Here is a 20,129-nt window from a genome sequence, read left to right as displayed (position 1 = left end):
CAATTTATCTAGGCGGCATACGAATGGCTCCATCTAAGCGGATGGTTTCTCCATTAAGCATGACATTTTCGATAATCGACTGAGTTAATTGAGCGTATTCAGATGGTCGTCCGAGTCTGGATGGGAATGGAACCTGCGATTCCAAGGCAGTCTTTGCCTGCTCAGACAATGATCCGAATAGAGGTGTTTCAATGATGCCAGGTGCGATAGTCATCACCCTGATACCAGATTTTGCTAAATCACGAGCAATTGGTAATGTCATACCGACAACACCGCCTTTAGAGGCACTGTAAGCAGCTTGACCAATTTGACCATCAAATGCAGCCACTGAGGCAGTATTGATGATTACTCCTCTTTCACCTTCTTCATTCGGCTGATTATCCATCATTTTGGCAGCAGCAAGGCGAATGACATTAAAGGTACCAATTAAATTTATTTCAATAACTTTTTTAAAATTATCAAAACTATGTGCTTGATTTCTCCCTACCGTTTTTTCGGCGACTGCAATTCCAGCACAATTCACCACCGTATTAATGCTTCCAAATTGAGCAATCACTAAATCAATTGCCTGTTGGACATCTTCTTCACCCGTCACATTCGTATTGTAAAAAACTGCATTCTCACCTAACTCAACTGCTAACGCCTTGCCTCTTTCCTCAGAGAGGTCGAGAATAGCTGCCTTACCGCCGTTTTTAATAATATTCCGGACTGTTGCTTCTCCAAGTCCCGAAGCACCGCCCGTTACTAAAGCAATAGAATCTTGTATTTTCACCTTATTTTCCCCTTTCTAGTGATACCGTTTTCATCCCTTGTAAAAATAATAGCAATTTTCTAATAATTTTACAATTGATTTATTTTTTGAACACAAAGTCAAAAAATCTTTGAACGCTGTTGATTTATTAGATATGCTGTCCTATAGTTAAACAAAGGCAAAAAATTAACCAATAATTGATGATAGATTACGAAGTTTAAAGTGTTAGGAGGTAAAGTGTATGTCCTCTTTTAGAACGCAGAAAATGGCGAAAAAAAAGCAGGAAATCCTTCGTTCTGCTGCAGCTGTTCTTGTGGAAAAAGGATACCAAGGAACGACGATGGAAGAAATTGCTGCCAAACTTTTGATGACAAAAGGATCGATGTATTACTATTTTAAAAATAAAGATGACCTTCTCTATCAATGTCATTTAATGATTATGGAGATTTGTCTAGATGGAATTGAGAAAGTAATTGAAAGTGATTGCAGCCCAATCGAAAAGCTAAGAAGTGCGATTAAAGAACATATTCTACTTGCTGCAAGTGAAAAATCAATGTTCATGGCTCTTTCGAAGCCAAATCATAATTTTTCAGAAGAGCAGCTGAAAGAAGTTCTCAACCTTAGAAAAAGTTACTCTCACTATTTTGATAGAATCATTCATGAAGGTATAAATAAACAGGTGTTTGGTGAAGTGGACGTAAAAATGGTACGTTTAATAATTTTAGGTGCTCTTAACTGGATTCAAGAATGGTATAACCAACATGGTCCTCAAAGTGCAGAAGAAATCTCTGAAGCTTATGCTGACTACTTATTAAAAATGTTAATAAAAGAGAACCATTAAATTTTTTAGTAAATTGGCTAGAGTGACTAAAAATGCATTTTGATTTTCGGTCACTCAAAAAAAACCTCCTTGTGAAAATTGGAGGCTTTCCTTGTTATCCTATTTTTTCTTCATTTTCTGAACTTAAGTGTACTCTCTTATTCGAAGTCACCGGGGTAAGATTGGATCGTCTTAATAAATAGTTTAAGTGATCCAGTGGCATTGACCCATGTCCTTTTCCATCTTCTAGAGTAAATTGAACGGTAATACCATTATTAGTGGTAACCGTCATTAAATCTGCAGAATTAAAATTCCCCTTAATGCTTTGTGAAATTTGATATTTCATTCCTATTTCAATAGACATGCCCTATCTCCTTTACTGGTATTTAATTATAGTATTCTCCGATAATTTTTATTCATACAAAATTATTCCATTTAGCTTAAAACAAAGCTGGTCATTGAAATATGTTGTGATAAAATATCATTATCTATGAGGAGGTGCCCTATGGAAGAGTTCAGTCATTTATTGAAAAAGCAGCGTGTTTTCTTTCAAACCGGGATAACAAAAGATGTATCATATCGAATAGAAGCATTAACATCCTTAGGGGACATGATTCGCTCACATGAGACAGAAATTATGGAAGCGCTCAAAAAGGATTTGAATAAAAGTGACTTCGACTCTTATATTAGTGAAATGGGAATATTGCTTGAGGAAATTCGCTTTACTCTAAAACATATTAGAGATTGGACTCAGCCAAGAAAAGTAAAGACGGCAATGACTCAAATAGGATCTAAGGGCTATATTTACTCTGAACCATTTGGAATTGCTTTAATTATTTCTCCTTGGAATTATCCTTTGCAATTAGCCATAGCTCCTCTCATCGGTGCGATTGCGGCGGGAAATTGTGCAGTACTTAAACCCTCTGAACTAACACCAGAAACATCAAAACTAATGGCGGACCTTATCAATAAGACATTTCCTGAAGAGTATGTTTCTGTCGTTCAAGGTGACGCCGAAACCACTCAGCTGTTGTTAAAAGAAAAATTCGATTATATCTTTTTTACTGGAAGTGTTTCCGTTGGTAAGATCATTATGGAAGCAGCCGCAAAGCACTTAACTCCTGTTACGCTTGAATTAGGTGGAAAAAGTCCTTGTATCGTTCATCATGACGCGAATCTTAGATTAGCGGCAAAACGGATTGCGTGGGGCAAGTTTATTAATGCTGGTCAAACATGTGTTGCACCTGACTATTTATATGTACACAAAGAAATTAAGGAAGAATTTTTAAAAATTTTCAAAGAAACTATTAAGGAGCTATATGAAGATATCGTGAAAAGTGGTGAATTTACGAGACTCGTAAGTGAACGTCATTTTAATCGTGTAACCAGCTTTCTTTCGAACGGGGAAATCTTTCATGGCGGCTATTATTCAAAGGATACTCTTACAATTGAGCCGACAGTGCTCGGCGGTGTCACGTGGGATGATCCAGTGATGCAGGAGGAAATTTTTGGCCCCGTCCTCCCTGTCCTTGAATATGATTATGAAACAACCATGATTCAGAAAATTAATGAACACCCTAAACCATTAGCTCTATATATCTTCTCAGAAAGCAAAAAGTTCCAAGATAGTATTTTGAATTCTATCTCTTTCGGAGGCGGCTGTATAAACGATACCGTCATGCACCTCAGTTCACCTTACCTTCCATTTGGCGGTGTTGGTGAAAGTGGAATTGGCGCCTACCATGGCCGAGGCAGTTTCGATGTCTTCTCCCACCAAAAGAGTATTTTAAAGCAGACGACCACCTTTGATTTACCTTTTCGCTATCCAAACCGAAAAGACGCACTAAAGCAAATTAAACGCTTTATTAAATGAATAGCGTGTATAAAAGCCTTGCAGATAATGACTGCAAGGCTTTTGTTTTTCGATTAAACCCATCCTCTGAATTGAGAGGCTTCTGCTACTTTTTTAATTCCAATCATATAAGCCGCTAAACGCATATCAACTTGATGGTTCTGTGCCAATTGATAGATGGTGTCAAAAGAACTCACCATTACCTTCTCAAGCTTTTCCATTACTTCTTCTTCAGTCCAATAGTAACCTTGATTATTTTGCACCCACTCAAAGTAAGAAACGGTTACACCGCCTGCACTCGCAAGAATATCAGGGACAAGAAGGATTTCACGTTCTGTTAAGATTTTTGTAGCTTCAAGAGTCGTTGGTCCGTTTGCCGCTTCTACGACTATACTTGCTTTAATATTAGCAGCATTCTCTTCGGTAATTTGGTTCGAGATCGCTGCAGGTACTAGGATATCACAGTCTAATTCAAGTAATTCTTTATTGCTGATTGTATCATTAAAAAGCTGTGAAAATGTACCGAAGCTATCTCTTCTATCAAGTAAATAATTGATATCCAGTCCATCAGGATCATACACTCCGCCATATACATCGGAAACAGCAACTACTTTCGCACCCGCGTCATGCATAAATTTAGCTAGGTAGCTGCCTGCGTTTCCAAAACCTTGGATCACCACACGAGCACCTAATAGCTCTTTTCCTATTTTTTTAACAGCTTCATTAATACAAATGGTAACACCACGTGCCGTTGCTGTTTCACGTCCATGTGATCCGCCTAATACAAGAGGTTTTCCAGTGATGAATCCTGGCGAGTCAAACTCACGCAAACGGCTGTACTCATCCATCATCCAAGCCATAATCTGTGAGTTGGTATAAACATCCGGAGCAGGGATATCTTTTGTTGGCCCAACAATCTGACTAATAGCACGAACATAGCCGCGGCTTAATCTCTCTAGTTCTCTGAAAGACATTTTTCTTGGGTCACAGATAATACCGCCTTTTCCACCGCCATAAGGAAGGTTCGTAATTCCACACTTTAAACTCATCCATATCGATAAGGCTTTTACCTCGGCTTCATCTACATCTGGATGGAAGCGAACACCGCCCTTTGTTGGACCAACTGCATCGTTATGCTGTGAACGGTACCCGGTAAAAACTTTTACCGTACCATCATCCATGCGTACTGGAATCCGCACCGTTAATAAACGAATAGGTTCTTTTAAGAGCTCGTACATTTGGGTATTATAGCCTAACTTAGTTAGCGCTTCCTGTATAACGGTTTGTGTTGCATAGTATAAGTTTAAAGATTCTTTTTCCTTTTGCGATTCTTTTGACATTTCATTTATCACTGTCTTAACAGACATGGCTAGACACCTCTTAGTTTAGTGGAATATGAAATTACTATTTAAGCAAAAACTTTCGTAATCTTCTCAAATGCCCAATCGATTTCTTCCTTAGTGATTACCAGCGGTGGAGCAAAACGAATAACGGTATCATGTGTTTCTTTACATAATAACCCCTCTTCCTTTAATTGCTCACAGTAAGGTCTTGCTTCTTCCGTAAGTTCCACACCAATAAATAAACCTCTGCCTCTAATATCTTTAATTACAGGATTATTGATTGTTTTTAATTGATCTAAGAAATACTGTCCTAATTCAAGTGATCGTTCTGCTAATTTTTCTCCCTCAATTACTTGTAGGGCTGCAATTGACACCGCACAAGCAAGGGGATTTCCTCCGAAAGTGGAACCATGTGAACCTGGGTTAAATACGCCTAATACATCTGAGTTTGCAACCACACATGAAATAGGGAATACTCCGCCGCCTAATGCTTTTCCTAAAATTAACATGTCTGGGTTCACTTCTTCCCATTCCGTAGCAAACATTTTTCCTGTACGTGCTAAACCAACTTGAATTTCATCGGCAATAAATAATACATTGCTTTCTTTACATAGATCAGCTGCTGCTTTTAAGAATCCTTCAGGTGGCAGAATAATTCCTGCTTCACCTTGAATTGGTTCAATTAAGAATGCTGCTGTATTAGGAGTGATAGCTGCTTTTAATGCTTCAATATCTCCATATGAGATAAGCTTAATGCCTGGAAGCATTGGACCAAATCCTCGCTTATATTCAGGATCAGAGGATAGGGATACAGCACCCATTGTCCTGCCATGGAAGTTACCTGTACAAGCAATAATTTCAGCTTGATTCTCAGCGATTCCTTTAACATCATAGCCCCAGCGGCGTGCTGCTTTTAGAGCTGTTTCAACCGCTTCAGCACCTGTATTCATCGGAAGTGCCATTTCTTTATTGGTTAATTTACAAATTTTCTCATACCACGGACCAAGTTGGTCATTATGAAAGGCGCGTGAAGTTAACGTCACTTTATCTGCTTGGTCTTTTAATGCTTGGATAATTTTAGGATGACGATGACCTTGGTTTACCGCAGAATAGGCACTCAGCATATCCATATAACGGTTTCCTTCTGGGCTTTCTACCCATACACCCTCTGCCTTTGATACAACGATTGGCAGTGGATGATAGTTATTGGCGCCAAATTTTTGAGTTTGGTCAATAATTTCTGTTGTTTTATTCATCATGGTATTCATTCAATCTTCCTCCTCTATAGCATTTCAGATGTTGTTTTTGCTTGCATATGAAGCAGTAAATAATCAGGACCGCCTGCTTTTGAATCTGTTCCTGACATGTTGAATCCTCCAAATGGCTGATAACCAACTATTGCACCTGTACACACACGGTTAAAATATAGATTTCCTACGTGGAATTCTTCACGTGCACGTTCAATATGCTCGCGGTTGTTTGAAATTAAAGCTCCTGTTAGACCGTAATCTGTATTGTTAGCAATTTGCATCATATGGTCAAAATCACGAGCTTTAGAGAAAGCCAAGACTGGTCCAAAAATCTCTTCTTGCATAAGTCGAGACTTTTCCTCTAAATCAGCAAAGATTGTTGGCTGAATGAAATACCCTTTAGAATCATCGCCTTCTCCACCCGTCATAAGTCTGCCTTCTTGTTTTCCTACTTCAATATAATTCATGATTTTCTTAAATGACTTTTCATCAATCACTGGGCCCATATAATTAGATAGGTCTTCTGGATTACCAAGTGTAAGTGTTTTTGTTAACGCGACCGCTTTTTCTAGTACTTCATCATAAACATCTTGGTGAACAACGGCACGAGATCCAGCTGAACATTTTTGACCCGAAAATCCAAAAGCAGAGTAGACAATGCTAGTTGCGGCTAAATCTAAGTCAGCATCATTATCGACAACAACTGTATCTTTACCACCCATTTCAGCAATGACGCGTTTAATCCAAATTTGACCTGGATTAACTTTTGCCGCTCTTTCATTGATTCGGCAGCCTACTTCACGGGAACCAGTGAAGGATACGAATCGAGTTTTTGGATGATCGACTAAATAATCTCCAATTTGAGCGCCACTGCCAGGTACAAAGTTTAAGACACCATTCGGCAGACCTGCCTCATGCATAAGTTCTACAAATTTTGCAGCCACAATCGGTGTTGAGTTTGCAGGCTTTAATAGGACGGTATTACCTGAGACAATGGCTGCAACCGTTGTTCCAGCCATAATAGCCAATGGAAAGTTAAATGGAGATATAATAATTCCCACTCCTAATGGAATGTAATGATATTGATTGTATTCTCCATCACGGCTTTGTACTTGAAAACCTTCTTTAATACGGAGCATTTGACGGCCGTAATACTCAATAAAATCAATTGCTTCAGCGGTATCCGCATCCGCTTCCTTCCATGGTTTTCCAGCCTCTTTTACAAGATAGGCAGAAAATTCATGCTTACGGCGGCGTAACATAGCTGCGGCACGGAATAGGATATTTGCACGGTGCTCAGGCTTCCATTTTTTCCAAGTTTCAAATGCATGTAAAGCGGTTTGCATGGCCTTTTCGGCAAGTTCTTGGTCGGCCATGGACACACTTCCGATGACTTCTTCTTTATTTGCTGGATTAATAGACTGAATTTTACTATCAGTAGTAATAGCTTCTCCGCCAATCACTACTGGATATTCCTTCCCTAACTGGGAATGAACATATGCAAGTGCTTGCTCGAAAGCTAGTTTATTCGCTTCATCTGCAAAATTAGTAAATGGTTCATGAGTATACGGTTTCATCTAAATTTCCCCCTTGTTGTTTGTTCAAAATATAATAATGCAAGTATCGTGCCAAACCTAAAATGCTATATTAATAAGGGATTTATATTACTAAGTGCAAAATATTTTTGCGCCAAATATTCAATTGTTATGTAATGCAAAATATTTTTGCACTATTATGTATTTTTTGTTTTAATAGAAACATAAACATTAAGGGGAATACTCTCATGGATAATACAAAAATGACCATCCAATATTTGCAATATCTTAAATCGATGTATAAAAGGATTTTGGACGAAGTGGATGTTGGGGTCCACGCAGTAGATGCTTCTGGGAATACGGTTATCTATAATCATAAAATGGCCCAAATTGAATCAATGGATATCCAGGATGTTATGAATAAAAATCTCCTAGATGTCTTTATGTTTAAAGAAGATCAATCTAGTACACTTGTAAAAGCGCTCCAAGATAGAAAAGAAACAAAGAACGTAAAACAAACCTATTTTAATAACAAAGGCAGAGAAATTACCACCAACAACAATACCATTCCAATTTACGAAAATGAAGAACTGTTGGGTGCAGTTGAAATCGCCAACGACGTCACAAAGCTGGAACGTTTAATAAAAGGGAATATCACGCGTAAGGGAACCACTAGATATACTTTTGATAGTATTACAGGAAACAGTACAGTGATGAAGGATGTTATTGAAGGTGCCAAGCGTGCGGCACGTACGTCTTCTTATGTCTTAATTGTAGGAGAAACTGGAACTGGAAAAGAGTTGTTTGCCCAAAGCATTCATAATGCAAGCAACCGGTTTTCTGGACCTTTTATATCTCAAAACTGTGCGGCACTGCCTGATAACTTAATAGAAAGTCTTCTATTCGGCACAAAACGGGGTGCATTTACAGGAGCGATTGACCAGCCAGGATTATTTGAACAAGCAAATGGCGGAACGCTGTTACTGGATGAGATTAATTCTCTTAATCTAAATCTTCAAGCTAAACTGCTTCGTGCACTTCAAGAAAAAACGATACGCAGGGTTGGTGATACAAAGGATACCCCCGTTGATGTTCGTGTAATCGCGAATATTAACGAGGATCCAATCGATGCGGTAACCAATAATCATATGCGAAAAGACTTGTATTATCGTCTTGGAGTCGTTACTGTCTTCATTCCGCCATTAAGAGAGCGAAAAGAAGATATCCCTCTCCTTGCCCAGCTCTTTATTAAGAAGTATAACGATCACTTTCAAATGAATGTAAAAGGTTTATCCGAAGAGGTTCAAGCTTCTTTTCTAGAGTATGATTGGCATGGAAACGTTCGTGAATTAGAACACCTAATCGAAGCTGCTATGAACATTATGATGGATGATGAAGAATTCATTGGGTACTCTCATTTACCCTATCAATACCGGAGTAAATTGCAGGTAAAAGAAAGAAATACTCCTTCTGTCTCCGTAGATATGTTTTTAAAAGAAGGGACAGATAGAATAGCGTCACTGAAGGATCAAATGGAATACTTTGAAAAGTCTTATATAGAACATGTCTGGAAAAATAATGATTACAACATTTCTAGAACTGCTGACGTACTAGGATTAAGCCGCCAAAGCCTTCAGTATCGAATGAAAAAACTAAAAATTAAGAATGAGCAATAAGAACCAGTAAAATTGTCAGAAACTTTTCATAAAATTTGCAGGAAATTGTCGAGAAATAGAGGAATATATAAGTAGTACATAAAAAGGAGGAAAATAAATGAAAAAGATTTTAACATTATTTTTTACTAGTTTGATTGTTTTATTGATGTTTGTGGGACCTGGAAATGTGGCATTTGCACATGAGGGGGACGGGTGCGGTTGTATAGTTGAGCCGGTTTTTGGTGCTGAAAAAAATAAAATAGTATCAAATTTATTAAAAAGTGATGAATTTAAAATAGTGAAAAAAGAAAATATAAATAATGGACTTAAATGGACTGGAGTCAAGAAGGTTGAGGTAATCTATAATATTACTCATGATGTAATGATGGTAGGTGTACCTTTTATTAATAAAGATGGCACAGTATTAATGGAAGTATTTTTTGATGGAGTTTATATGGATCCAGACTTAATACCACAGTCTGAAGAGGACCACATAGAGTAGAAACAAAATAAAAGGTGTAGGACTAACATCCTTACACCTTTTATTTATTGAGTATCACTCTTCCTCATCCATTATCTCCTCAAAAGCAGCCGAGACTTTATCAAATTCCTCATCGCTTTCAATTGCAGTCAAATCTCCATCTTCATCGACCTTCAAGAAGAAAATATCAATGTCCTCTTCTGTTTCTTCTTGAATATCTTCAACGAATCCTACTGCCACATAATTAGTACCTTCTATATTGATGGAAGCAAGCACTTCCACTTCCTGTTCTTGCTCTGTTTCATCACTGATTGTAAAAACTTCGCCTACTTCAATATTAGCCATGTTGTATTCTCCCTCTTATTTAGAATAAATATTTCATTCCATCAGTATCTCTAAAACATCTGGAAATAATGCTTAAAAATAACTTATTTTTGCTCGATGACTTTAATAAATTCTCGCATATAATCCGGTAAATCTGGCGGGCGTCTGCTTGAAACTAAGTGTCCGTCGACAACAACCGGTTCATCATACCAAGTAGCACCAGCATTCTCCATATCATCCTTAATTCCAGGAGTACTAGTTACCTTTTTGCCCTGCAATATTTTTGCGGAAATCAAAACCCAGCCAGCATGGCAGATTTGTCCAATCGGCTTTTGGTTTTCTTCGAAATGTTGAAGCAGTGAAAGTACTTCAGGAAAGCGGCGAATCTTATCTGGCGCCCAGCCTCCTGGCACCAAGATGGCATCATAATCCTCCCCTTTAATATCACTAAAAGCGTAATCCGATTTAGCCGGCACACCATATTTTCCTATGTACTCATCCTCCGCCTTCTCACCTGCTAAGTGAACAACGGCTCCTTCTTCTCTTAATCTAAGAATAGGATACCACAATTCAAGATCTTCAAAATCATGATGGACAAGACTTATTACCTTTTTACCTGTTAAACGCATAATGGTTCCCTCCTCCTTCTTGTTTATTATGACATAGAAAAAGCAAACCAACAAAAAAGACACCACTTTAAAAGGGTTCCGTTTTTAAAATGAGATTCTCTTGGATTTTTATGATAAAACTTACTCCTGTTTTAATATGATGTCTTGTCCTTATTGAGTAGCATGTAAAGTAAAATAATAAGCGGAAGTTTTCCGGTTAAATGCAGGATGTACCTCGTTTCGGGGGATTTAAGCGGAGATATTCCGTCTACGCAAAGCAATATCACCCATTTTCGATTTTTACGAGCCAATAGGCGGAATCTCTCCGTGTATTTAAGCCTATTTTAATAATAATTACAAAATAAGCGGAATTTGTCCGTCTATTTATCGGCTCAGGTATTTATATACCCTGGTCCCCCAATAGAGAAACTTTATAAATTTAAAAAAAGACGTATGCCAATTCATACGTCGTCAATTCTTAATAAGTAAGCACCCGAAAACCGAAAACTTTACTACAGCCATCCAAAAAATCTAACAGTTTGAGTAATAATAAGTGGAACAAGAATCGCAATTACCGTTGGAATTAAAAAGGCCAGGAAGGTCCATTTCTTACTTTTTGTTTCTTTATAAATATTTAGAAGCGTTGTTCCGCACGGATAATGAAGCAGTGAAAATAACATCATATTTAGGGCTGTCAGCCACGTCCAGCCATGATCGAGAAAGATTTGCTTTAAATCGACCAAGCTATCCACCTCTGTTAACGATCCTGTTGAGAGATACCCCATTAGCAGGATGGGTAGAACAATTTCATTCGCTGGCAAGCCTAAAATAAACGCCATCATAATATAACCATCGAGACCTAGTAGTTTTCCAAATGGATCTAAGAACTCAACTGCATACATCAGAATACTGGTATCACCAATATAAATGTTAGCAAACACCCATGTTAAAATCGCCGCCGGTGCTGCAACTTTCACCGCACGCATTAACACCGACCAAGATCTTGTTAACGAAGAGCGAACCACAGTATCAAATATTTTAGGTTTCCGATATGGCGGAAGCTCTAACGTGTAGTGGGTCGGAATCCCTTTTAATGCTGTTTTTGAAAGGACCCAGGAGACAAAAAAGGTAACTATGATACCAAACATAACAATACCGACAATCACTCCGGTAGTAACAAGAGATTTTAACCCGCCGGTAAAATTCGCAGCCATAAACAACGAGGCTAATACAATTAACGTTCCCCAACGCCCATTACAAGGCACAAAATTATTTGTCAAGATCGCCAGCATTCTTTCTCTAGGTGATTCGATAATTCTTGTCGAAATCACGGCAGCTGCATTACAGCCAAAACCCATAGCCATCGTTAAGGATTGCTTACCGTGAGCACCTACCCGTTTAAACAAGCGATCCATATTAAAAGCAACACGTGGAAGATAACCATAATTCTCTAAGAGTGCGAAAGTTGGAAAAAAGATTGCCATCGGAGGCAACATGACGCTTATAACCCACGTTGTACCACGGTATAACCCAAGAACAAGAATGCCATGTACCCAGTCAGGTGCTTGAATAAAAGTAAAAAATGCAGTTAAATATCTCTCCATTGACCCAAAGAACACTGCTAACATCGAGGACGGAATGTTTGCTCCAGCTATCGTCAAATAAAACAATACGCCCAACATTGTAAGCATAATCGGAAATCCAAAAACCGGTGAGGTAAAGATTGCATCTAGCTTTTCGGTCCTTGTGTCTCTTTTCGACTTTGTATATTTAATACCTTCTGAACAAAGGCGATGACTTCGTTCATAGAGCTGCTGAACAATATCATCCCTCAGCTTGGCCGTTGAAAGCTGCTGTGCTTCTGTATAAAGCTGTTGAATACTCATTCTGCTCTCTCCTTTTGTCCATAGCGCTGGTTAATCTCATTCAGTAGTTTTTCGTCACCATCCAACAGCCTTAACGAAACCCAGCGGGCGGACATCTGATTGCCAATAAGTTCAGAAACTTTTGGTTCAATTTTCTTTATTTTGTCTTCAATTTCATCGGCGTAGGTTGTTTGAACCGGTTGACATTCTATTGCCCCGGTCACGATTCGATCGATGGTATCAAGCAGCATAGGGAACCCTTTTTTGTTTCGAGCCGATATTTTAATCACCGGAACGCCTAATCGATTTGTTAAAATCCGCTCATTAATGGTAATCCCTTGTTGTTCTGCCACATCGATTAAGTTAATACAGATGATTACGTTTTTTGTCATTTCCAATACCTGTAAGGCCAAATTAAAATTTCGCTCTAATGAAGTGGCATCCAATACAACTACCGTAACATCTGGTTTTTCGAAAACAATATAGTTTCGTGCTACTTCTTCATCACTTGAATTGGAAAAAAGCGAATAGGTACCTGGAAGATCAATCAAATTAAATGTTTTATCTTTATACTGAACATTCCCTTGTGCGAGCGAAACAGTCTTTCCAGCCCAGTTTCCTGTGTGCTGTCTTAAGCCCGTTAAGGCATTAAATAAAGTACTTTTACCGGTATTCGGATTTCCCGCCAAGGCCACACGATAACTATTCCCCATCTGTCATCAACACCCCTTCTATACGAGAACTTTCCTCTTTTCTTAAAGCAATAGTCGTTTGACTAACTCGATAAGCAATTGGATCACCTAAAGGGCTCTTTCTAATGACCTCGACAATCGCACCTGCAACAAAGCCTAAATCTAATAATCTCCTTCTCATTACACCGTCCAGATTTAAAGAAGTGATTTGAATCAAATTTCCCTTTTCACCATCCACAAGTTTCACTGTTTTTGGTTCGCTCATATCTCTTTCCCCTTTATCAAAGTTTTTCCTTCGTGCAACTTTTTCTTAATTATATGCTAAAACATACAACTTGTGTCAATTTTCGAAAAAAAAAATAGCTGCCTACTTTAGGCAGCTAAAAATATAAACTCTAGGTTAGTACTTCCCTTAAGAGTATTCCAAGTGATATTCCTAAAAACATCGATGTTAGGGTGCCCAATAGAAAGTACTCAGCCCAGTTTCGGTCATCCATTTGTTTAAACCGTGCAATCGACTTTGCAGCAACAATAAATCCAATGGCTGGGTAAGCACTGTAAAAGGTTAACACTAAGACTAGTAATCTCTCAATATAGCCAATTAATTTTCCACGCGAGAGATCGTGCTTGCTAAAAATGGTATAGTTATATTCTTCTAACAACGCTCTATTACCCGTATGATTCTTTGAATATTGCGCTTCTTGCCGTTCATTCTTAAATGTATACTTTCCTTCAAACGTTAAGAGCTGATTAGGCAATGAGCCTAAAAGGATTTTTATCATATGACCACTTACACTAGTGGCAAGTATCATAACAATAATAATGACTAAAACCGAGTTTATCGTTCCTAATTCTTTCTCGATCAAAAAATACTCATGAATTCCTGTAAGGTTATACCCTAAAAAAAGCTGTCCAGAAAGCAGAATAACAACAAGGTGTAACAACTGATCGATCAGAAAGAAACTAGCCCTTTTTAGGTTTTCTTCATTGTTTATTTTTAACGTATCAAGGAGCCTAATTTTCAGGATATCAATTAAAAAATGGCTGCCTACAATAAGGAGCAACGTGTAAATGAGACCCGTAACAACACCCATTTCTTTAAATGAAATAAGGTAAAAAAAAGTCAGCACAAGTAGATTTACAAGAAAATGATGGCCGATATGCTTCTTCATGTTTGTCATCTTATCTACGACCATTACATCGGTCTGCAAATAAAAATCAGCGATGAGATGGGCAAGAATGAGGGATAATAATAACATGGAAACTCCTCTCTATCGGGTTATTGCTTACATTGATTTATCTTCAAATGATTTCTCATTGCTTCGATTAATGATTCACTTTTTGCTTTATCGTAATAAGATTTTTCCTGCAGTGAATCTAGAATGGTTACCAATTCGGTAAAAACCTTTATAATTTCTTCAGATTTTCCTTTTTTAAAATGACTAGAGATTGTCGGTGCTGTTTTTTCAAGTAGTTTTGCTATTGCTTTTTGCTGTTTCAAAATGAGGAAATAAGTAAAAACCTGTGCCTGAATAGGAGTTTGCTCTTTCAACATGGTCATCTGTAAACGTAATAATGAATTAATTAGTACCTCAAACTCATTCCGAAACTGGTTATATGGAAAGGAGGAGGGATTTTGATAAAATTGATCCAATTCAAATTTAAATAGTGGTCTGACTTGCTCTTGTTTTAATAAATCATTCGCATAACGTGCCTGCTTAATTAACGGGTGGATCCACTTTTCAATATCGACTTCTTCTAATTTTTTATCACTATCACCAAAGGACAAACCAAAATAAGGGGTATGGTAACGATACTTCCAAACTCTGCTTATAAAGAACGCGATAATATAGGCAGTGGAATAACCATAGCCAGCAAAAATAATTTCATCGCCCGCACGGTGTTTTACTTTGCAATGGTCAAAATCCTTCGTCCAAACATTTATCCAATTGACCAGCTCATCTAAGTAGCTGGTCAATTCATCTCCCATTTCAAGGGATGAAGAGTTACTTACATCTAGTATAAAAATGGAAATAGGATGATTCATCACTTACTCCTTCACTTTTCGAAAATTAGATTATATGGTCTAATTTTAGTGAATGTAGAGTAAATAGTCAAACTTTTATCCGATTAGATTAAATTCTCTTATATAACAGTAAAACTTCTCCATTCTTGAGGAAGCAAGTCTTGATACTGTCTTTGTAAAAAACGGTCGTCTACTAGCACAATGGTTCCATGGTCCTCTTCCGAGCGGATTAATCGCCCTCCCGCCTGTAAGACCTTGTTCATTCCAGGAAATACATAGGCATAATCATATCCGCTTTTTTCCTTTTGATTAAAATGATTTTTTATTAGATTACGTTCATAACAAAGCTGAGGCAGGCCTACACCTATCACCACCACTCCATTTAACCGGTCACCCTTTAAGTCAACACCTTCTGAAAAAACTCCGCCCAATACGGCGAAACCAATTAGTGTCTCGGTTTGATTTGGTTTAAATTCCTCTAAAAATAATTCTCTTTCCTCCTCAGACATTCCTGAACCCTGATGTATGGTATGGATTCCCGGGAACTCTGCTAGGAACTGTTCATATACCGCAATTAAATACTGATAAGAGGGAAAAAAGACTAAATAATTTCCTGGTCGATTCTGTACTAAGGCATGGATCATAGAGGCAATTGGCTCTTTGGTTTTCTCTCTGTCACGAAATCTAGTCGAGAGCGGCTTGATAAAAATATCTGTCTGTTCTTCTTTAAATGGCGAAGGAATCGAAAGTGAATAATCGTCGTCTTTGCCGCCTAGTATCTCCCGATAGTAAGATAGCGGCGATAGCGTGGCAGAAAAAAAGACTTTCGAACGATAGTTTTTTCCCATCTTCTGCAGCAGTTTGGATGGGTCAATGCAGAACAACTTAAGTGTTATATCGTTATTATTTTTCTCCCCATAGATGACAAAGTGGTCATCAAGTAATTCAACTATTTTCAAAAAGGCATTCACTTGAAAGTACAGTTCCAAAAGGTTTGGAGCGTTTTCCTTTTGCAGAAATAGTTCAGCATCTTCATTAAATTGGATTAATAACTCAAGCAATTCTTCATCAAGCTGCTCTAAAGTAAATTCATTCTGTTCTGGATAATTCTTTTTCAAAGAGATAAACCAAGCATTTATTTTAGAAGCACAATCATAAATACCCTTATTAATTGTCTTAAATTCCTTCTTCAATTGAAGAAACGAATCTTTGTTTAAAGAAGCAGAGAACATTTCTCGACCCCGGTCAACTAGATTATGAGCTTCATCGACTAATAAAAGTGTGGACTTCTTTTGCTCCTCGAACAACCGTTTTAGCGACACGTGAGGATCAAAAATATAATTATAATCGCAAATTACAGCGTCAGCCGCATAAGCAAGATCAATAGAGAATTCAAAAGGACAAATGGTATGTTTTCGAGCATACTTCTCAAGTATCTCACGATTCATCCGGCTCTCATTGGACATGATATCTAAAATGGCTTCATTGATTCGATCATAATAGCCATCAGCAAACTCGCAATAATCCTTTTGACATTTTGTTTCATCCTTAAAGCAAACCTTGTCTTTAGCGGTAATCGTAACAGATTTCATACATAGCCCACAGGATCGAATACGTTCTGCAGCCTCTTCTGCCGTTGTCCTCGTAATAGTTTTCGCGGTAAGATAAAAAATACGATTTAGATAGCCTTCCCCCATTGCTTTAACTGCTGGGAATAAGGTTGAAATCGTTTTGCCAATGCCAGTTGGAGCTTTTACAAACAAACTCTTTTCTTCAGATATCGTTTTATAAACACCGCCAGCTAATTTCCTTTGTCCAGCACGGTAAGATTCAAACGGGAAAACGAGTTGTTTACTACTTTCGTTCCGCGCTTTCCGGTGATCATGAAGAAATTTAGCATAAGGATAATAATTCTCTACTACCTCATGAACAAACACATCTAATTCATCAATTGTAAAACTCTTTTTTAAATATCTTTTCTCATCACTTTCAACCTGCACATAGGTGAGCTGAACGAAGATTTCCTGTAGCTGATGATCCTTGGCATATATATAAGCGTACATTTTTGCTTGTGCCCAATGAACGGGGAGACCCTCTTGTCCAAGGTGTTCCAACGGCTGAGAGGTAGATTTAATCTCATCAATGATTACCGCTCCATCACGCAATAATAAACCATCACATCTCCCATCAATTGTAAATACAAGGTCTTTAAAGGGTAGGTCAGCCCGAAGATAAACTTCCTTTTGATCAGTTTCTTGATATGTACGTTGGATTTTTTGGTGAATTCTTGTTCCATCTAGCATCGTGGACTGTGATCTGAATCTGGAATCAATACTGCCACTGCTATAAACATATTCCACGAGCGTCCTAACCGCTATTTGTATGGTATTAGCCAAGAATCTCACCTTCTCCAAAATAAGAATGTATGTTTGTATATTATTATAACAGAAACCTTATCGTTTGGAACAAAAATAGAGAACAAGAATCTACCTTGTTCTCTGACTTATTATGAGCGAATTTGACCTGTCCCCTGCACAATTGCTTTTGTAGTAGTAATGGCTCTTAACCCCATTGGCCCGCGTGCATGCAATTTTTGTGTACTAATGCCAATTTCAGCTCCGTAGCCAAATTGTTCTCCATCAGTAAAACGGGTGGAAGCGTTATGATAAACGACGGCTGCATCGACACCCTGAAAGAATAATCGTACATTTTCATCGTTATCACTTATGATTGCTTCCGAATGCTTTGTACCATACTCATCAATATGTTGGATGGCTTCCTTTACACTATTAACTACTTTTACAGCTAAAATTGGTGCTAAAAATTCATTCTTCCAGTCCTCTTCAACTGCTACTTTTACAAATGGATATTGAGCAGCAAGCTCTTCATCACCTCTAAGCTCCACGCCTTTTTCTTTTAAGGAATGAACCATCTCTGAAATATATGGCCAATTCTCATGAAGGACAAGGGTTTCAGCTGCATTACATACAGAGGGACGGTGCAATTTTGCATTAATCGTAATATCAATTGCCATTTGTTTTTGCGCAGTTTCATCGATAAATATGTGACAATTTCCAACTCCTGTTTCAAGAACAGGTACAGTTGCATTTTGAATAACAGATTGAATCAAACCTGCACCGCCTCGAGGAATCAGTACATCAAGATATTGGTTTAGTTTAAACATTTGCGAAGCCGTTTCCCTGCTCGTATCCTCAAGGAGCTGTACTGCATCTGCCGGTATTTTACTATCAGCAAGAGCCTCACGCATTACTCTAACCAGAGCCTTATTGGAATGCAGGGCAGAAGTGCTTCCTCGTAACAGAACAGCATTCCCGGCTTTAAGACATAGACTTCCTGCATCAACAGTTACATTTGGACGAGCTTCATACACCATTCCGATGACACCGAGTGGAACACGAACGGTATGAATCTGTAATCCATTCGGCCGCTCCCAAGCTTCAATCGTTTCCCCGATAGGATCTTCTAGATCAATCAATTGGCGAATTCCTTCTACAATCTGTTCGATTCTTTCTTCGGTAAGCAATAACCGATCCAACAAAGACGAAGAAAACCCATTTTCCTCTCCAGCTTGAATGTCTTTGGCATTTTCTGTAAGGATCAATTCCTTTTCTGTCAATAATCGGTCAGCCATTTTTGCTAAAGCTTCATTTTTCTCATTAGTAGTGAGAATAGCAAGAGCTTTAGCAGCTGATCTTAGTTTTTTTGCTTTTTCTAATAATTCACTCATGATAACATTCACTCCTCTGGCAGAGTGACCCAGTTATTGCGATGAATCACTTCTGCACGTTTATTAATTGAAAAGTCTTTCGTTTTCTCGCCAGGTAACCCTTTAATCATTTGTAAATTTTTTGCAGAATAATAGATTTGTCCTTTACCAATCAATTCACCTCTTTGATTGTGCACCTCGACAACATCCATTGCATTAAAATCACCAATTACCTTCGTAACCCCGACAGGCAGCAGACTTTTTCCATTTGTAATAATAGCCTCTTCTGCCCCGTCATCAATCTCCACAATGCCTGCTGTATGGGAATGAAAAGCAATCCACTGCTTTTTCTTTTGCATTTGTGTCTGAAAAGAGCCTCCAATATAAGTTCCGTCGCCTTTACCCTCTAAAATAGTTAAGAGCTTTTCCTTCCCCTGACCTTTCCCAACAAAGACACTAACACCGAAGGAAAGAGCTTTCTTGGCTGCCAGCAGCTTCGATTTCATTCCGCCTGTTCCAACGGATGAACCACTGCCTCCTGCTTCTTCAAGCAGTTCATCGTTAACCCTCGCAATGAAGTCATATTTCTTCGCATCCTTCATCACTTTTGGATTTCCATTATATAAGCCATTAACATCCGTTAAGATGATTAAAGCATTCGCATGTAAAAACCCACTTACAAGTGCAGATAGCATATCATTGTCCCCAAAGGTTAATTCTTCGATTGACACGGAATCGTTCTCATTAATAATCGGTATAACGCCCCTTTGAAGCAGCTCCGATATGGTATTGTAGAGATTGTGAAATCGCTCAAGACTGTAGAAATCTTCTCTAGTTAATAGAATTTGGGCAGGGACAATACCAAAATTTTTAAATTGCAAATGATAATGCTGCATCAATAATCCCTGACCTACTGCTGCTGCAGCCTGCTTTCCCGCTGTCGTTTTTGGCCGTGTTGGATATCCTAATGCCCCGAAACCTGCTGCTACTGCACCGGATGAGATCAGAATGACATCATGACCTTGTTCTTTTATCAAGGCAAGTGCTTCGACATGGTCACGGATTTTCTCTTCAGATATCGTACCTGAAGCTGTAGTTAACGAGCTGCTTCCTATTTTTACAACCACAAGTTGTTTCTTCATCTTACTCTTACCCCTCTTAAAAAAAATAAAAAAACGATTCTTCTGTCCCTATAAAAAG

The 20,129-nt window shown here is 38.2% G+C and carries 19 protein-coding genes; 4 read left to right on the top strand and 15 right to left on the bottom strand.

All coding sequences use genetic code 11. From position 1 onward, the window contains the following. Positions 1–4: 4 nt before the first annotated feature. Complete coding sequence (locus ACN6MT_RS17950) at positions 5–772, bottom strand: 3-hydroxyacyl-CoA dehydrogenase (RefSeq protein WP_419887350.1); 768 nt, start codon at positions 770–772, stop codon at positions 5–7. Between the two features lie 220 nt (positions 773–992). Between ACN6MT_RS17950 and ACN6MT_RS17945 the strand changes: the two genes are divergently transcribed. Beyond that, positions 993–1,592, top strand: a complete 600-nt coding sequence (locus tag ACN6MT_RS17945; RefSeq protein ID WP_419887349.1) for a TetR/AcrR family transcriptional regulator — start codon at positions 993–995, stop codon at positions 1,590–1,592. Positions 1,593–1,686: 94 nt separating this feature from the next. Here the strand turns inward: ACN6MT_RS17945 and ACN6MT_RS17940 are convergent, their stop codons facing one another. Next, positions 1,687–1,935 (bottom strand): hypothetical protein, encoded by a 249-nt coding sequence (locus ACN6MT_RS17940; RefSeq protein ID WP_419887348.1) that lies wholly within the window; start codon positions 1,933–1,935, stop codon positions 1,687–1,689. 141 nt (positions 1,936–2,076) lie between these two features. Here ACN6MT_RS17940 and ACN6MT_RS17935 point away from each other — a divergent pair, with 141 nt between their 5' ends. Further along, positions 2,077–3,444 (top strand): aldehyde dehydrogenase, encoded by a 1,368-nt coding sequence (locus tag ACN6MT_RS17935; RefSeq protein ID WP_419887347.1) that lies wholly within the window; start codon positions 2,077–2,079, stop codon positions 3,442–3,444. A 53-nt stretch (positions 3,445–3,497) separates the two neighbouring features. Here the strand turns inward: ACN6MT_RS17935 and ACN6MT_RS17930 are convergent, their stop codons facing one another. From ACN6MT_RS17930 to pruA, 3 genes are all read right to left on the bottom strand, one after another. Further along, positions 3,498–4,763, bottom strand: a complete 1,266-nt coding sequence (locus ACN6MT_RS17930) for a Glu/Leu/Phe/Val family dehydrogenase (protein ID WP_305802734.1) — start codon at positions 4,761–4,763, stop codon at positions 3,498–3,500. A gap of 68 nt (positions 4,764–4,831) precedes the next feature. Then, positions 4,832–6,022, bottom strand: coding sequence for an ornithine--oxo-acid transaminase (locus ACN6MT_RS17925; protein WP_419956474.1), 1,191 nt, complete (start codon positions 6,020–6,022; stop codon positions 4,832–4,834). Between the two features lie 26 nt (positions 6,023–6,048). After that, a complete protein-coding gene (gene pruA / locus ACN6MT_RS17920) occupies positions 6,049–7,593 on the bottom strand; it encodes an L-glutamate gamma-semialdehyde dehydrogenase (RefSeq protein ID WP_419887346.1) in 1,545 nt (514 codons plus the stop codon). Positions 7,594–7,799: 206 nt separating this feature from the next. On the opposite strand from pruA, the gene ACN6MT_RS17915 reads away from it, so the two are divergent. Both ACN6MT_RS17915 and ACN6MT_RS17910 read left to right on the top strand, forming a co-directional pair. Then, complete coding sequence (locus ACN6MT_RS17915; RefSeq protein ID WP_419887345.1) at positions 7,800–9,227, top strand: sigma-54 interaction domain-containing protein; 1,428 nt, start codon at positions 7,800–7,802, stop codon at positions 9,225–9,227. Positions 9,228–9,324: 97 nt separating this feature from the next. Then, the gene (locus ACN6MT_RS17910; RefSeq protein WP_419887344.1) at positions 9,325–9,708 is read left to right on the top strand and encodes a hypothetical protein; all 384 of its coding nucleotides are present in this window, start codon (positions 9,325–9,327) and stop codon (positions 9,706–9,708) included. 54 nt (positions 9,709–9,762) lie between these two features. Here ACN6MT_RS17910 and ACN6MT_RS17905 read toward each other — a convergent pair whose 3' ends face one another. From ACN6MT_RS17905 to proB, 10 genes are all read right to left on the bottom strand, one after another. Further along, on the bottom strand, positions 9,763–10,032 hold the full coding sequence (locus ACN6MT_RS17905; protein WP_419887343.1) for a DUF1292 domain-containing protein: 270 nt from the start codon (positions 10,030–10,032) through the stop codon (positions 9,763–9,765). Between the two features lie 83 nt (positions 10,033–10,115). Then, positions 10,116–10,640 (bottom strand): type 1 glutamine amidotransferase domain-containing protein, encoded by a 525-nt coding sequence (locus ACN6MT_RS17900; RefSeq protein WP_419887342.1) that lies wholly within the window; start codon positions 10,638–10,640, stop codon positions 10,116–10,118. A 491-nt stretch (positions 10,641–11,131) separates the two neighbouring features. Then, positions 11,132–12,505, bottom strand: coding sequence for a nucleoside recognition domain-containing protein (locus ACN6MT_RS17895; RefSeq protein ID WP_419887341.1), 1,374 nt, complete (start codon positions 12,503–12,505; stop codon positions 11,132–11,134). Continuing rightward, on the bottom strand, positions 12,502–13,197 hold the full coding sequence (locus ACN6MT_RS17890) for a FeoB small GTPase domain-containing protein (protein ID WP_419887340.1): 696 nt from the start codon (positions 13,195–13,197) through the stop codon (positions 12,502–12,504). The genes ACN6MT_RS17895 and ACN6MT_RS17890 overlap by 4 nt, the downstream gene beginning before the upstream one ends. Further along, positions 13,187–13,441 carry a FeoA family protein gene (locus tag ACN6MT_RS17885; RefSeq protein ID WP_419887339.1) on the bottom strand — a complete coding sequence of 85 codons (255 nt, stop codon included), beginning with the start codon at positions 13,439–13,441 and terminating at the stop codon, positions 13,187–13,189. Before ACN6MT_RS17885 ends, ACN6MT_RS17890 begins: the two co-directional genes overlap by 11 nt. 130 nt (positions 13,442–13,571) lie before the next feature. Continuing rightward, positions 13,572–14,435, bottom strand: coding sequence for a DUF3307 domain-containing protein (locus ACN6MT_RS17880; RefSeq protein ID WP_419887338.1), 864 nt, complete (start codon positions 14,433–14,435; stop codon positions 13,572–13,574). Between the two features lie 20 nt (positions 14,436–14,455). Further along, positions 14,456–15,223 carry a hypothetical protein gene (locus ACN6MT_RS17875; RefSeq protein WP_419887337.1) on the bottom strand — a complete coding sequence of 256 codons (768 nt, stop codon included), beginning with the start codon at positions 15,221–15,223 and terminating at the stop codon, positions 14,456–14,458. Positions 15,224–15,321: 98 nt separating this feature from the next. Then, positions 15,322–17,598 carry an ATP-dependent DNA helicase gene (locus ACN6MT_RS17870; protein WP_419887336.1) on the bottom strand — a complete coding sequence of 759 codons (2,277 nt, stop codon included), beginning with the start codon at positions 17,596–17,598 and terminating at the stop codon, positions 15,322–15,324. Positions 17,599–17,708: 110 nt separating this feature from the next. After that, entirely contained in the window at positions 17,709–18,950 is a 1,242-nt protein-coding gene (locus ACN6MT_RS17865; RefSeq protein ID WP_419887335.1) for a glutamate-5-semialdehyde dehydrogenase, read from the bottom strand. Positions 18,951–18,958: 8 nt separating this feature from the next. Further along, positions 18,959–20,071, bottom strand: coding sequence for a glutamate 5-kinase (proB, locus tag ACN6MT_RS17860; protein WP_419887334.1), 1,113 nt, complete (start codon positions 20,069–20,071; stop codon positions 18,959–18,961). Positions 20,072–20,129: the final 58 nt, after the last annotated feature.

The organism is Neobacillus niacini (assembly GCF_048572935.1).
In the GTDB taxonomy this organism is placed as follows: Bacteria; Bacillota; Bacilli; order Bacillales; family Cytobacillaceae; genus Neobacillus; species Neobacillus niacini.
This window is presented reverse-complemented; position numbering and strand designations above follow the sequence as displayed.

Excerpts from the sequence above, each read along its gene's own strand:
- ACN6MT_RS17915 (WP_419887345.1), top strand. The coding sequence starts at position 7,800 with ATGGATAATACAAAAATGACCATCCAATATTTGCAATATCTTAAATCG.
- ACN6MT_RS17910 (WP_419887344.1), top strand. The coding sequence starts at position 9,325 with ATGAAAAAGATTTTAACATTATTTTTTACTAGTTTGATTGTTTTATTG.
- ACN6MT_RS17930 (WP_305802734.1), bottom strand. The coding sequence starts at position 4,763 with ATGTCAAAAGAATCGCAAAAGGAAAAAGAATCTTTAAACTTATACTAT.
- ACN6MT_RS17935 (WP_419887347.1), top strand. The coding sequence starts at position 2,077 with ATGGAAGAGTTCAGTCATTTATTGAAAAAGCAGCGTGTTTTCTTTCAA.
- ACN6MT_RS17875 (WP_419887337.1), bottom strand. The coding sequence starts at position 15,223 with ATGAATCATCCTATTTCCATTTTTATACTAGATGTAAGTAACTCTTCA.
- ACN6MT_RS17945 (WP_419887349.1), top strand. The coding sequence starts at position 993 with ATGTCCTCTTTTAGAACGCAGAAAATGGCGAAAAAAAAGCAGGAAATC.
- ACN6MT_RS17890 (WP_419887340.1), bottom strand. The coding sequence starts at position 13,197 with ATGGGGAATAGTTATCGTGTGGCCTTGGCGGGAAATCCGAATACCGGT.
- proB (WP_419887334.1), bottom strand. The coding sequence starts at position 20,071 with ATGAAGAAACAACTTGTGGTTGTAAAAATAGGAAGCAGCTCGTTAACT.
- ACN6MT_RS17895 (WP_419887341.1), bottom strand. The coding sequence starts at position 12,505 with ATGAGTATTCAACAGCTTTATACAGAAGCACAGCAGCTTTCAACGGCC.
- ACN6MT_RS17940 (WP_419887348.1), bottom strand. The coding sequence starts at position 1,935 with ATGTCTATTGAAATAGGAATGAAATATCAAATTTCACAAAGCATTAAG.
- ACN6MT_RS17865 (WP_419887335.1), bottom strand. The coding sequence starts at position 18,950 with ATGAGTGAATTATTAGAAAAAGCAAAAAAACTAAGATCAGCTGCTAAA.
- ACN6MT_RS17905 (WP_419887343.1), bottom strand. The coding sequence starts at position 10,032 with ATGGCTAATATTGAAGTAGGCGAAGTTTTTACAATCAGTGATGAAACA.
- pruA (WP_419887346.1), bottom strand. The coding sequence starts at position 7,593 with ATGAAACCGTATACTCATGAACCATTTACTAATTTTGCAGATGAAGCG.
- ACN6MT_RS17900 (WP_419887342.1), bottom strand. The coding sequence starts at position 10,640 with ATGCGTTTAACAGGTAAAAAGGTAATAAGTCTTGTCCATCATGATTTT.
- ACN6MT_RS17880 (WP_419887338.1), bottom strand. The coding sequence starts at position 14,435 with ATGTTATTATTATCCCTCATTCTTGCCCATCTCATCGCTGATTTTTAT.
- ACN6MT_RS17925 (WP_419956474.1), bottom strand. The coding sequence starts at position 6,022 with ATGAATAAAACAACAGAAATTATTGACCAAACTCAAAAATTTGGCGCC.
- ACN6MT_RS17885 (WP_419887339.1), bottom strand. The coding sequence starts at position 13,441 with ATGAGCGAACCAAAAACAGTGAAACTTGTGGATGGTGAAAAGGGAAAT.